This window comes from Massilia brevitalea, from assembly GCF_030711405.1.
Taxonomy (GTDB): domain Bacteria; phylum Pseudomonadota; class Gammaproteobacteria; order Burkholderiales; family Burkholderiaceae_D; genus Telluria; species Telluria brevitalea.
In genome coordinates, this window is sequence record NZ_JAULSI010000039.1 from 24,626 (window position 1) to 38,341 (window position 13,716).

Below are 13,716 nucleotides of genomic sequence, written 5' to 3' on the forward strand. Positions count from 1 at the left end.
ATTGAAGCACGGTATAAATCGCGCGTCGCTTGCTCCTGCAAGCGGCGCGTTTTGCTGTGCGCTCCCTTTCCCTGAACCTAAAAGACCCACCATGCAGATCGCCGCCACCCCGGCCACCACCTTCGTTCCATTCGACACCTTCCAGGCTGAAATCAAGCAGGAGCAGACGCCGCTGCGCGCCGCCATCACCGCCGCCTACCGCCGCGACGAGACCGAAGCCGTCCAGTGGCTGCTGGCCCAGGGCGCGAAGCCGAGCGCGGAAGCCAAGCCGCTGGCGCACCGCCTGGTCTCGAACGTGCGCACGAAACGCACGCGCGCTTCCGGCGTCGATGCGCTGATGCATGAATTCTCGCTGTCGTCGGAAGAGGGCGTGGCCCTGATGTGCCTGGCCGAAGCGCTGCTGCGCATTCCCGACAGCGCCACCGCCGACCGCCTGATCGCCGACAAGATCAGCAAGGGCGACTGGCGCAGCCACCTGGGCGAATCGCCGTCGCTGTTCGTCAACGCGGCCACCTGGGGCTTGCTGGTCACCGGCAAGCTGGTCTCGAGCAACAGCGAACGCGGCCTGGGCTCGGCCCTGACACGCCTGATCGCCAAGGGCGGCGAACCGCTGATCCGCAAGGGCGTCGACATGGCCATGCGCATGCTGGGCAACCAGTTCGTCACCGGCCAGACCATCGAGGAAGCGCTGAAGAACAGCCAGCCGAACGAGACACGCGGCTACCAGTATTCCTACGACATGCTGGGCGAAGCGGCGCTGACCGAAACCGATGCTCAGAATTACTATGCCTCCTACGTGGCGGCGATCCATGCCATCGGCAAGGCCTCGAACGGGCGCGGCATCAAGAACGGCCCCGGCATCTCGATCAAGCTGTCGGCCCTGCATCCACGCTACAGCCGCGCCCAGTATGCGCGCGTGATCGGCGAGTTGCTGCCGCGCGTGCGCAACCTGGTGCTGCTGGCGAAAAGCTACAACATCGGCATCAACATCGATGCGGAAGAAGCAGACCGCCTGGAAATTTCCCTCGACATGCTGGAAGCGCTGGCCTTCGATGCGGAACTGGCCGGTTTCGAGGGCATCGGCCTGGTGGTGCAGGGTTACCAGAAGCGTTGCCCCTTCGTGATCGACTACGTGGTCGACCTGGCCAAGCGCAGCGGCCAGAAATTCATGGTGCGCCTGGTGAAAGGCGCCTATTGGGATGCCGAGATCAAGCGCGCCCAGGTGGACGGCATGCCGGGCTATCCTGTGTACACGCGCAAGGTTTATACGGACGTGTCGTATCTCACCTGCGCGGAAAAACTGCTGGCCGCAACCGACGTCATCTACGCCCAGTTCGCCACCCACAATGCGCACACCTTGTCGGTGATCTACACCTGGGCCAAGGAACGCGGCGTGGATAACTACGAATTCCAGTGCCTGCACGGCATGGGCGAAACCCTGTACGACCAGGTGGTCGGCAAGGATAACCTGAACAAGGCCTGCCGCATCTACGCGCCGGTCGGTTCGCACGAAACCTTGCTCGCCTACCTGGTGCGCCGCCTGCTGGAAAACGGCGCCAATTCCTCGTTCGTGAACCAGATCGTCGACGAAAAGATCCCGGTCGAGTCGCTGCTGAACGATCCGTTCGAGGTGGCGCGCGCATCCGGCGGCTTGCCGCACACGGGTATCGCCCTGCCACGCGCCATGTTCGGCGCCGAGCGCAAGAATTCCGCAGGCATCGACCTGACGAATGAAGATGCATTGCAGGTGCTGGGCGCCGAACTGTCGCGCCAGCGCGACTACGCGGCAGCGCCACTGATCGCCGGCCCGGTGCACGGCGCCGACTCGCTGAAGGTGGTGAACCCGGCGCAATCGGCCGATGTCGTCGGCACGGTGCTGGAAGCATCGAAGATCGACGTCGAGTCCGCATTGGGAGTGGCAAGCGTCTTCGCCGGCGAGTGGCAGTCAAGCGCCAACGGCGAACGCGCTGCGATGCTGATGCGCGTGGCCGATCTGTTCGAAGAAAACATGGCCGAGCTGATGGCCCTGGCCGTGCGCGAAGCCGGTAAATCGCTGCCGAACGCGATCGCCGAGATCCGCGAAGCGGTCGACTTCCTGCGCTACTACGCTGCCCAGGCGAAAGACGCCATGGCGGCCCAGGCGCTCGGACCGGTGACGTGCATCAGCCCATGGAACTTCCCGCTGGCGATTTTCACTGGTCAAGTGGCCGCGGCCCTGGCTGCCGGCAACGTCGTGCTGGCGAAACCGGCCGAGCAAACGCCGCTGATCGCCCACCGCGCGGTGCAGCTGTTCCACGAAGCCGGCATCCCGGCCGCCGCGCTGCAATTGCTGCCGGGCCGCGGCGAAGTGGTCGGCGCCGCACTCACTGGCGACGCGCGCGTGAAAGGCGTGATCTTTACCGGTTCGACCGAAGTGGCGCAACTCATAAACCGCACGCTGGCCAAGCGCGGCGAAGTCGAAGGCGCCGACATTCCGCTGGTGGCGGAAACCGGCGGCCAGAACGCGCTGATCGTCGATTCGTCGGCGCTGCCGGAACAGGTGGTGCAAGATGTGCTGAGCTCGGCATTCGACAGCGCTGGCCAGCGCTGCTCGGCCCTGCGCGTGCTGTTCCTGCAAGACGACATCGCCGACAAGACCATCCGCATGTTGAAAGGTGCGCTGGGCGAACTGCGCGTCGGCAACCCGGACCGCCTGGCCACCGACATCGGCCCGGTCATCGATGCGGAAGCCCAGCGCAACCTGCTGGCCCACATCGAGCGCATGCAGGCCACCGCGAAAAACCACTTTGCCCTGGAACTCCCGGCCAGCGTGACGGCGCAGGGTACCTTCGTCCCGCCGACCGTGCTGGAAATCGGCTCGCTGAACGAGCTGAAGCACGAAGTCTTTGGCCCGGTGCTGCACATCGTGCGCTACCGCCGCGCCGACCTGGGCAAGGTCGTCGACTCGATCAACGCTACCGGTTATGGCCTGACCCTGGGCGTGCATTCGCGCATCGATGAAACCATCGATTTCATCACCACCCGCGCGCATGTGGGCAATATCTACGTGAACCGGAACATCGTCGGCGCCGTGGTCGGCGTGCAGCCGTTCGGCGGCGAAGGCAAATCCGGCACCGGCCCGAAAGCCGGCGGCCCGCTCTACCTGAAGCGCCTGCAGCGCGGCGCCGCACCGTTGCTGGAACACAATCGCAAGGCTTGCCCGGCGCTGGTGTCGCTGCTGGTATGGGCGCGCACCCATGGCCACCCGCACATTGTCCAGCTGGGCGAGACCTACACCCGCACCCAGCTGAACGGCAGCGAACTCGTCTTGCCGGGCCCGACCGGCGAGCGCAACACCCTGGCCTTCTGCCCGCGCGGCGCCGTGCTGTGCGCAGCCGATACCTTGCCGGCAATGCTGAACCAGCTGGCAGCGGCGCTGGCCACCGGCAACCGCGCCTATGTGCTGGCCGGCGCCGGGATTGTCGTGCCGGACGATTTGCCGATCGAGGTGAAAGACCGCATCCGCTTCGTCGGTTCCGCTGACGTGGCGCAGTGCGATTTCGGGATCGCGCTGCTAGAAACCGGCCTGAAAGGTGCACTGCGCTCGCAGCTGGCGGCGCGTCCGGATGCAATCGTCGGCATCGTCGATACCGATGGCCAGGCGCCGGTGGACTTGTGGCGCCTGGTGGCCGAGCGCGCGCTGTGCGTCAACACGACTGCGGCTGGCGGCAACGCAAGCCTCATGACGCTGGGGCTGTAATCATGTAGCAGTTTTTATTCAAACAATTGGAGGAAGACATGCTGGTCGGCGTTCCAAAAGAAATTAAAAACCATGAGTACCGGGTCGGCTTGACCCCGCCTTCGGTGCACGAGCTGGTCGCACGGGGGCATCAGGTGATTGTTCAAACGAACGCCGGCAGCGAGATCGGTCTATCCGACGATCAATACCTGGCCGCCGGCGCCAGCATCGTGGAGACGGCGAAAGAAGTCTTTGCGCGCGCCGACATGATCGTCAAGGTCAAGGAGCCGCAGCCGCAGGAGTGCGCGATGCTGCGTGCCGGCCAGATCCTCTACACCTACCTGCACCTGGCGCCCGATCCCGAGCAGACCGCGGCGCTGGTGCATTCCGGCGCCGTCTGCATTGCCTACGAAACCATCACCGGCCAAGGCGGCGGCTTGCCCTTGCTTGCGCCGATGAGCGAAGTGGCGGGGCGCATGGCGATTCAGGCCGGTGCAGCCCACCTGGAAAAATCGAAAGGCGGCATGGGCTTGCTGCTGGGCGGTGTGCCGGGCGTGGCGCCGGGCCATGTAGTGATCATCGGCGCCGGCGTGGTCGGCACCAACGCGCTGCAGATGGCGGTCGGCAGCGGCGCCCGCGTGACCGTGCTCGACAAGAACATCGACCGCCTGCGCCAGCTCGACCTGGTCTACGGCAACCGCATTTCCACCCTGTATTCGAATGCCCATGCGATCGAGGAAGCAGTACTCTCGGCCGACCTGGTCGTGGGCGGCGTGCTGGTACCGGGTGCGGCGGCGCCGAAACTGGTCACCCGCAACATGATCGCGCGCATGAAGAAGGGCTCGGTGGTGGTCGACGTGGCCATCGATCAGGGCGGTTGTTTCGAGACCTCGCATCCGACCACGCATGCGGATCCGACCTTCGTCGTCGATGGCGTGGTGCACTACTGCGTGGCCAACATGCCGGGCGCCGTGGCCCGTACCTCGACCTTTGCCTTGAACAACGCCACCATCGGCCACGCCGTGGCGCTGGCCGGCAAAGGCTGGCGCCAGGCGCTGGCGGACGATGTCCACCTGCGCAACGGCCTGAACGTTTGCCAGGGCAAGATCACCTACGGGGCGGTGGCTGAAGCCTTGAACTACGACTACACGCCTGCCGATTCCCTGCTCGACTGAACCGACACGCTTTCCGTCTCCAGGCAAAAGCGCCTGACGATGTGAAACGCATACCGCGCGGCCACTGATTTCACGAAACGCATGAAGTCGGTGGCCGCGTTTTCATTGGCGTTGTCGGAAATCGTCCGGATCACGCCAAACGGCACACCCAGCTCGTAGCAGACCTGGGCCACCGCCGCACCTTCCATCTCCACCGCCACCAGGCCGGGCAGGGCTGCATTCAATCCACTGATGTGCTCGGCATCGTTGACGAACTGGTCGCCGCTGGCAACCAGGCCGCGGTGGATCCGTGGCCGGCTGAGTCCAAATACCGCTTTCTCGCGCGGATCGATGGCGCTGTCGAAGTCCTCGTCCAGGAAAACGTGCGCCGCATCGATCAAACGCGTAGCGAGCGCGTGATCGGCGGGGAAGTGGGTCAGGCCGGTCAGCGGCACCTCGAAGCGCGGGAACAGGGGACTGGCATCCATGTCGTGCTGGACCAGCGATTCGGCCACCACGATGTCGCCAACCTGCACCGTTTTGTCGCCAGCGCCAGCCACACCCGTAAAGAGGATGTGCGTAACTCCGAACTTTTCCACAAGCGTGGTGGCTGTCATGGCAGCTGCAACCTTGCCTATACGCGATAAAACGCACACAGCGTCGATTTCCCAGAGTTGTCCGAGCCAGTACTCGCGTTGGCCATGGATGAGCTTGTAGGGGCTCTGCATGGCCTCTACGAGCCCCTGCTGTTCTTCGTACAAGGCGCTGATGATCCCTAGACGCATGTTTTTGCTTGTTTTGAGTTCAAAAAAGAGTCTGCAGACGAGCTGGGAGCGCCTGAAATGGCACTTATGCCCGTTGTTCGCGTTATTTACTGTTTACAGTAGTAAACGTATATATAAATTTGATAGTGATAGTAAACGATGATGTTGTTGTGGATAAGAAGAGTTTTCTCCACAAGATCAGCAGTTTACGTCGACACGAACTGGCTGGACAAGGATTGTATCTATCCAGAACAGATGTTGGAGAAAAAACGGCTAGTCAACAAAGAAGTCGTTTCTGCACATCTGATCCTGTGCATATCCAGCGGCTTGTCCACAGCCGAGCTGCTTCCAGGCGCTTTCAGACTGCTTTTTGCTGGCAAAACAGGTTTCAAGCAGTGTTTCGATGCTGGCAGAGTGCATTCAGCGGCATGCAGTCGTGCCGGCAGCTTGCGCCTATCCTGTCCCGGTCCGATTCAGCCTGCCAGGATCGCGATCATGGTGGTGGACTTGGCCAGCTTCCCGTCGGTTCGGCGAAGCGGGCAAAGCAGGTAAATCCGAACCAGGCCAAACAGGCCCGACCATTTTTCAGCGAGCTTCAGCAAACGCGTGCACATCGGCTTGTTTTCGTAGTCGATGCCCGACGCGTCTTCGTGACTTCCTGCCAAACCTTTCTTCAGCAGCCTACGCGACAGCGTATGCAGCATCCCGGACGTTTTTTTTTGCTTTTCCCCTGCACTTGCGCACTTCATCTTCTTAATAAGTACATAGATATAAAGTTGGTAGTAGTAGTAAACGCCCCTTTATCTGTGGATAAACTGGTTTTTCTCCACAGCGTCAACGGTTTACGTGCTTCCGGATGGGCTGGACAAACCTTGTTTTTGACTTGCACGGTTTTTGTACAAATTTTGCCTGCATGCGGAAGTCAGCCGTTCTGCACATTCCTTCCTGTGGATATACATGGGCTTGTCCACAGCTGGCAGCGGCTAGCAAACCAGCATCGACCTGCCAAACCTGCAGACAGGCGAGCAGAGCGTGGTTTCCCAGCTGCCCACATGGCGAAAAGCTGGCAGCTTGCGATGTGCGGCTTTTTGCCAACAGTCGGGCTCTCAGCGAAAATTTTTTTTTTCGGGCGCGCAGCGCGAAGCACCTCAGGTTTACAACCAAAATCTGTATACAAAGATAGTAGTAGTGTTAACAACTGCCCTTTTCTGTGGATAAGCCAGTTAACGGACGCGAAATCATTGGTTTACACGCGGTATAAGCCCTGATTTGCTGCTGTATGTTCCTGGTGGCAAATTTGGATAAAAATCGCGCGTGTGGAAAAAGACGCGTTTTTGCACAAACCGTTCCTGTGGATATCAAGAAGCTTATCCACAGTAGCGCCTCTGGCGCGGCGTTTACGATCTGGTAAGCTTGCTGCTGTGAACTGAAACGCAGGCCGGTGGTGGCGTGCTGGCCGTTCGCGTCGGTTTTCGTGGCAGCGCTGGGTGGAGCGTTGCCGGGGAAATGCCGGATCTGGCGCTTCAGGCCGGATGCACTTCGGCTGCCAGAATGTAGCCATTGCCCCAGACGGTCTTCAACAGCTGCGGACGGCGTGGATCGGTTTCGATTTTCTTGCGCAGGCGGCTGACCTGGCTGTCGATGCTGCGGTCAAACGCCTGCGGGTCGCTGCCGGCAGTGAGTTCCAGCATGCGTTCACGGCTGAGCACGGTATTTGGATGGGCCAGCAATACCCGCAGCAGCCGGAATTCTCCGATGCTCAGGGCAAGCAGCTGGACGACTTGACCTACAACACCGTGGGTGACGGACGCCGGGTGTGGGTTGGCTTGAACAACAGTTTCTGATTGTTGGCGCTGGCCTCGGCCGCGTTGCTGCTCCTGCGGCCGCGGTTTTGGTTGGCGCTGGCCGGGCCGTGTGTTGCTCCTGCGGCCAGGGTCTGCTTATGTTTCCGCGTGGCACGGGTGCCTAGCGCGGCCCGGCCCACCCTACGAGGATGTGAAAAAATCGCCATGGCTGCGTTGCCTCGTCTCGCCGTACGCTCGTATTGTCTTCGACTCGGCGCCTTGCCCTGACGATTTTTTCACATCCTCTACGGTTGCAGCAGCAGGCCGGATTCAGGCTGCAAGCCAACATTGCCGTCCATATTTTCGGCAACTGTTTTGCGATCTGGTAAGCTTTGCTTCATTGAATCGCTTAATTGCGTCGTTTCAGGGAAGGATGCCGTATGGAGTTCAGTTCGCTGTTCAAGCTGCCGATCATCCAGGGCCCAATGGCCGGCGGCGCCACCACGCCCGAGCTGGTGGCTGCTGTCTCGAACGCCGGCGCCCTCGGCTCTTTTGCCGGTTCGCTGTTATCCCCCGCAGCCCTGCGCACCGGGGTCGAGCGCATCCGCAGCCTCACCGACCGTCCCTTCCTCCTGAATTTCTTCGTCCAGCGCACCCCCGCGCCGTCGAATGAAGAAATCGAACGTGGCGCCGAACTCCTGCGCCCGGTCTGGCAAAGCCTGGGCTGGACCGCCCTGCCGCAGCCAAAGCAATGGTGCGAAGACTTCGACGCCCAGTTCGAAACCCTGCTCGACCTGCGCCCGGCCGCGGCCAGCTTCACCTTCGGCATCCTCGACGCGCTCCAGGTCGAACGCCTGCATGCGGCCGGCATCCTGGCCATCGGCACCGTCACCACGGTCGACGAGGCGCTGGCCTGGCAAGCCATCGGCGCCGATGCGGTGATCACCTCCGGCGTCGAGGCCGGCGGCCACCGCGGCACTTTCATTGGCCGCCAGGAAGACGCCACCTTGACTGCCCGCGAACTCTGGCCGGCAGTGGCGCAAGCGGTGGACATTCCCGTCATCGCCGCCGGCGCTATCATGGACGGCAGCGATATCAAGGCGGCGCTGGCGCTGGGCGCCGCAGCGGTGCAGATGGGCACTGCCTTTCTTGTCACCGACGAGTCCGGCATTCATCCCGCCTACAAACAAAGATTGATCGATGCCGAAGGCCAGCCGACCCGCCTGACGCGCAGCTTTTCCGGGCGCTACGCGCGCGGCATCGAGAACCGCTTCATGCGCCAGATGGCGCCGCTGGAAACACAGGTGCCGCCTTACCCCGTCCAGAACGCATTGACCGGCAGCATCCGCGCCGCGGCATCCGCAAGCAACGACACCGAGCTGATGTCGCTCTGGGCCGGCACCGGCGTGGCGCGGGCACGTCCCATGCCGGCTGAACAATTGATCGCACTATTGGCATCCGAATTGCAGTCCTGACAGGAGACCCTGCGTGGAATCGGCTGGAGAATACGACTACATCATCGTCGGCGGCGGCACTTCGGGCTGCGTGCTGGCGAATCGCCTGACCCGTAACAAGAACGTGAACGTGCTGCTGATCGAAGCCGGCGCGCGTGACGATTACCTGTGGATCCACATCCCGGTCGGCTATCTGCACTGCATCGGCAACCCGCGCACCGACTGGCTGTTCAATACCGAACCCGACCCGGGCCTGGGTGGCCGCGCGCTGATTTACCCACGCGGGAAAGTACTGGGCGGCAGTTCCTCGATCAACGGCATGATCTACATGCGCGGCCAGCAGGGCGACTACGACCGCTGGGCCGTTGAAGCCGGCGACGATTCCTGGCGCTGGGACCGGATACTGCCGCTGTTCAAGAAGAGCGAAGACCATTACCTTGGCGCCAGCGAATTGCACGGCGCCGGCGGTGAGTGGCGCGTGGAAAAGCAGCGCCTGTCTTGGAAGATCCTGGATGCCTTTCGCGATGCGGCAGCCGAGGTCGGCATCGAGAAGGTCGAGGATTTCAATACCGGCGACAATGCCGGCTCGTCCTACTTCGAAGTGAACCAGCGCCGCGGCATCCGCCTGAACACGGCAAAGGCTTTCCTGAAGCCGGCGGCGCAGCGCGCAAACCTCACCATCATGACGGGCTGCCACGTGGAACGTTTGCTGATCGAGGAGGGGCAGGGGGGCAAGGTGTGCAAGGGCGTGCAGTTCACCGGCGGCGGGCGGGCTTTTACGGCGGTCGCGCATCGCGAAACCTTATTGGCGGCGGGGGCGATCGGCTCGCCGCATATCCTGCAACTCTCCGGCATCGGGCCGGCGGCGAGTTTGCAGCGCCACGGCATCAAGCCGGTCGTCGATGCGCCGGGCGTGGGCGAGAACCTGCAAGACCACCTGCAGCTGCGCATGGTCTACAAGGTGACGGGTGTGAAGACGCTGAACACATCGGCCGCCAGCTGGTTCGGCAAGATGAAGATCGGCATGGAATACGCGCTGTTTCGCAGCGGGCCGATGTCGATGGCGCCGTCGCAGCTGGGTGCGTTTGCGCGCTCGAGCCTGGACGAAGCCACGCCGAATTTGCAGTACCACGTGCAGCCGCTGTCGCTGGAAAAGTTCGGCGATCCTTTGCACGGTTTTCCGGCATTCACGGCCAGCGTCTGCAACCTGCGGCCGAGCTCGCGCGGGCATGTGCGCATCGCGTCGAACGACAGTTATGCGGCGCCGAAGATCACACCGAATTACCTGAACACCGATGCCGACCGGCGCACGGCGGCGCAGGCGCTGGCGCTGACCCGGCGCATCGTGGCGGCGCCGGCCCTGGCGCAATACCGGCCGGAGGAATTCAAGCCGGGGCCGCATTACCGGACCGAGGAAGAACTGGCGCAGGCGGCGGGACTGATCGGGACCACGATTTTCCACCCGGTGGGCACTTGCCGCATGGGGCGGCGCGACGATCCGGCAGCGGTGGTCGATAGCGAGTTGCGCGTGATCGGGGTGGAAGGATTGCGCGTGGTGGATGCGTCGATCATGCCGTTCATTACGTCGGGGAATACGAATGCGCCGACCTTGATGATTGCGGAGAAGGCGGCGGAGATGATTGTGAAGCAGGCGGCGGCAACAGCGCCGGGATGATATCGATGCTTGCGTGACCGGGTTTGAAGCCGGCGGGCGAATCATCCCGGCTGCAGGTGCAAGCATGCGCACGTAACCGCGTGGGCACGGGGTGCCCACCGTACGGTTCGAGCCACCTTAACGCGCGTTTATTCGCGGTTTTCTTCCATCTCGTCCGCACCGCGAAACATCTTGCTGAGCCGTGCAATTATGCAAAACGGGTGGGCAGATCTGCCCAGCCTGTGCAGCGGTGCACAAAGACTGTGTTGTCTTGTGGACCACAACTCTTCTGTGTAATATCGGCCAGGTAGTTCTCGAGCAGCACGTTGATAACGTACCGGAGACACAATGGCAGACGTCATTCTTGAAACAAAGCGCCTCACCAAGGAGTTCAAGGGTTTCACTGCCGTCAACGGCGTCGACCTGCAGGTGCAGCGTGGCCATATCCACGCCCTGATTGGTCCGAACGGCGCCGGCAAGACCACCTGTTTTAATTTGCTCACCAAATTCCTGGTGCCATCGTCCGGCCAGATCCTGTTCAACGGCAAGGACATCACCGGCGCCAAGCCCGCGCAGATTGCGCGCATGGGCATCATCCGTTCCTTCCAGATTTCCGCCGTCTTTCCGCACCTGACCGTGCTGCAGAATGTGCGCATTGGCCTGCAGCGCGGGCTCGGCACCAGCTTCCATTTCTGGCGCAGCGAAGGCTCGCTCGACCAACTGAACGAGCGCGCGATGGCGCTGCTGGGCGAGGTCGACCTTGAAGGCTTTGCCGATACCGTCACCGCCGATTTGCCCTACGGCCGCAAGCGCGCGCTCGAGATCGCCACTACGCTGGCGATGGAACCGGAGCTGATGCTGCTCGACGAACCGACCCAGGGCATGGGCCACGAAGACGTGCACCGCGTGACCGAGCTGATCAAGAAGGTCTCGGCCGGCCGCACCATCCTGATGGTCGAGCACAACATGAACGTGGTGTCCGGCATCTGCGACCGCATCTCGGTGCTGCAGCGCGGCGCCATGCTGGCCGAGGGCACGTATGCCGAGGTATCGAAAAACCCGCAAGTGATGCAGGCCTACATGGGCACGGCCGACGGCGAACTCGAAGGAGCACACGCATGAGTTCAGCCAACACCTCGGCAGCGCTGGAAATCCGCAACCTGCAGGCCTGGTACGGCGAATCGCACATCCTGCACGACATCGGTTTTACGGTCGCGCAGGGCGAAGTCGTGACCCTGCTCGGCCGTAACGGCGCCGGGCGCACCACCACGCTGCGCGCCATCATGGGCCTGACCGGACGCCGCACCGGCTCGATCAAGATTAACGGCGTCGAATCGATCGGCATGCCGACCCACCGCATCGCCCACCTCGGCGTCGGCTATTGCCCGGAAGAGCGGGGCATCTTCGCCTCGCTGTCGGCCGAGGAAAACCTGCTGCTGCCGCCGGTGCTGCCGAAAGCCGGCACCGCGATGTCGCTCGACGAGATCTACGAGATGTTCCCGAATTTGTACGAGCGCCGCCACAGCCAGGGCACGCGCCTGTCGGGCGGCGAGCAGCAGATGCTGGCGGTGGCGCGCATCCTGCGCACCGGCGCGCGTTTGCTGCTGCTCGACGAAATCTCGGAAGGGCTGGCGCCGGTCATCGTGCAGACCCTGGCGCGCATGATCACGACGCTGAAGAACAAGGGCTACACGATCGTCATGGTCGAACAGAATTTCCGCTTCGCCGCACCGCTGGCGGACCGGTTCCACGTGGTCGAGCACGGGCAAATCGTCGAAACCATCGCATCAAGCGAACTCGACGCACGCATGCCCGTACTGACCGAACTGCTCGGCGTCTAGACCACCCGGGCAGTCCCACGCTTTCATGCTTCAACGCTTCACATACAACAACGGAGACAAGATGAAACGCACAACCCTCGCCCTCGCCACCGCCGCCGCCTTCGCTACTGCCGGCTTCGCTCTTCCAGCACACGCCCAGATCAGCGGCGACACCATCAAGATCGGCATGATCACCGACCTGTCCGGCGTGTATTCCGACGTCGACGGCAACGGCGGCGCCGAAGCCGTGCGCATGGCGATTGCCGACCTGGGCGGCGCCGTGGCCGGCAAGAAGATCCAGTTCATGGTGGCCGACCACCAGAACAAGCCCGACATCGCCGCCTCCAAGGCACGCGAATGGTTCGACCAGCAGGGCGTCGACATGCTGATCGGCGGCACCAACTCGGGCGCCAGCCTGGCCATGGCCAAGGTGGCGGCGGAAAAGAAAAAGGTCTTCATCTCGATCGGCGCCGGCACCGCGCAACTGACCAATGAACAGTGCTCGCCCTACACTGTGCACTACGCCTACGACACCGTGGCGCTGGCGCGCGGCACCGGTTCCGCGGTGCTGAAGCAGGGCGGCAAGAGCTGGTATTTCCTGACCGCCGACTATGCCTTCGGCCAGTCGCTCGAAGGCGACACCACCGCCGTGGTGAAAAAGAACGGCGGCACTGTGCTGGGCAGCGTGAAGCACCCGCTGTCGGCCTCGGACTTCTCGTCCTTCCTGCTGCAGGCGCAATCCTCGAAAGCGCAGGTGCTGGGCCTGGCGAATGCCGGCGGCGACACCATCAACTCGATCAAGGCCGCCAACGAGTTCGGCCTGACCTCGAAGATGAAGATCGCGGGCCTGCTGGTGTTCATCAACGACGTCCACACCCTGGGCCTGAAAACCACCCAGGGCATGTACCTGACCGACGGCTGGTACTGGGACCAGAACGCCGACACCCGTGCCTGGGCCAAGCGTTATTTTGCCAAGATGAAGAAGCAGCCGTCGATGCTGCAGGCGGCCGACTACTCCGCAGCCACCAACTACCTGAACGCGGTGAAAGCGACCGGCACCGACGATTCCACCAAGATCATGGACCACCTGAAGGCGACCAAGATCAATGACATGTTCGCCAAGAACGGCGTGATCCGTCCGGACGGCCGCATGGTCTACGACATGTACCTGATGCAGGTGAAGACGCCGAAGGAATCGAAAGGGCCTTGGGATTACTACAAGGTCGTGTCGACGATTCCGGGCGACCAGGCGTACACGACCAAGGCCGAGACCAAGTGCGCGGCGTGGAAGTAATTCGTCACCATCGATTCAATTGTTTCGCCGTAATGCACGCGTGATTTGAACGCGTGGGCGGGTCTCCCGTCCAC

General features: G+C 62.4%; 10 protein-coding genes. 7 read left to right on the forward strand and 3 right to left on the reverse strand.

All coding sequences use genetic code 11. The features are described from left to right. Positions 1–91: 91 nt before the first annotated feature. Both putA and ald read left to right on the forward strand, forming a co-directional pair. Positions 92–3,739 (forward strand): trifunctional transcriptional regulator/proline dehydrogenase/L-glutamate gamma-semialdehyde dehydrogenase, encoded by a 3,648-nt coding sequence (gene putA, locus QWL29_RS21030; RefSeq protein WP_305824833.1) that lies wholly within the window; start codon positions 92–94, stop codon positions 3,737–3,739. A 38-nt stretch (positions 3,740–3,777) separates the two neighbouring features. Beyond that, the gene (ald, locus tag QWL29_RS21035; RefSeq protein WP_305824834.1) at positions 3,778–4,893 is read left to right on the forward strand and encodes an alanine dehydrogenase; all 1,116 of its coding nucleotides are present in this window, start codon (positions 3,778–3,780) and stop codon (positions 4,891–4,893) included. Here ald and QWL29_RS21040 read toward each other — a convergent pair. From QWL29_RS21040 to QWL29_RS21050, 3 genes are all read right to left on the reverse strand, one after another. Then, positions 4,863–5,657: a 5'-methylthioadenosine/adenosylhomocysteine nucleosidase gene (locus QWL29_RS21040; protein WP_305824835.1), complete on the reverse strand. Its 795-nt coding sequence runs from the start codon at positions 5,655–5,657 to the stop codon at positions 4,863–4,865. The genes ald and QWL29_RS21040 overlap by 31 nt on opposite strands. Positions 5,658–6,109: 452 nt before the next feature. Further along, positions 6,110–6,340, reverse strand: a complete 231-nt coding sequence (locus tag QWL29_RS21045; RefSeq protein ID WP_305824836.1) for a hypothetical protein — start codon at positions 6,338–6,340, stop codon at positions 6,110–6,112. 819 nt (positions 6,341–7,159) lie between these two features. Beyond that, positions 7,160–7,408 carry a winged helix-turn-helix domain-containing protein gene (locus QWL29_RS21050; RefSeq protein ID WP_308635921.1) on the reverse strand — a complete coding sequence of 83 codons (249 nt, stop codon included), beginning with the start codon at positions 7,406–7,408 and terminating at the stop codon, positions 7,160–7,162. Between the two features lie 452 nt (positions 7,409–7,860). Here QWL29_RS21050 and QWL29_RS21055 point away from each other — a divergent pair, with 452 nt between their 5' ends. The 5 genes from QWL29_RS21055 (at position 7,861) to QWL29_RS21075 (ending at position 13,642) form a co-directional block, all read left to right on the forward strand. Beyond that, positions 7,861–8,895, forward strand: coding sequence for an NAD(P)H-dependent flavin oxidoreductase (locus tag QWL29_RS21055; protein ID WP_305824837.1), 1,035 nt, complete (start codon positions 7,861–7,863; stop codon positions 8,893–8,895). 13 nt (positions 8,896–8,908) lie between these two features. After that, positions 8,909–10,549, forward strand: a complete 1,641-nt coding sequence (locus QWL29_RS21060) for a GMC family oxidoreductase (RefSeq protein WP_305824838.1) — start codon at positions 8,909–8,911, stop codon at positions 10,547–10,549. 327 nt (positions 10,550–10,876) lie between these two features. Continuing rightward, on the forward strand, positions 10,877–11,650 hold the full coding sequence (locus QWL29_RS21065) for an ABC transporter ATP-binding protein (protein ID WP_305824839.1): 774 nt from the start codon (positions 10,877–10,879) through the stop codon (positions 11,648–11,650). Continuing rightward, complete coding sequence (locus QWL29_RS21070) at positions 11,647–12,369, forward strand: ABC transporter ATP-binding protein (protein WP_305824840.1); 723 nt, start codon at positions 11,647–11,649, stop codon at positions 12,367–12,369. The genes QWL29_RS21065 and QWL29_RS21070 overlap by 4 nt, the downstream gene beginning before the upstream one ends. Positions 12,370–12,430: 61 nt before the next feature. Beyond that, positions 12,431–13,642, forward strand: a complete 1,212-nt coding sequence (locus QWL29_RS21075; RefSeq protein ID WP_305824841.1) for an ABC transporter substrate-binding protein — start codon at positions 12,431–12,433, stop codon at positions 13,640–13,642. The last annotated feature ends 74 nt before the right edge of the window (positions 13,643–13,716 follow it).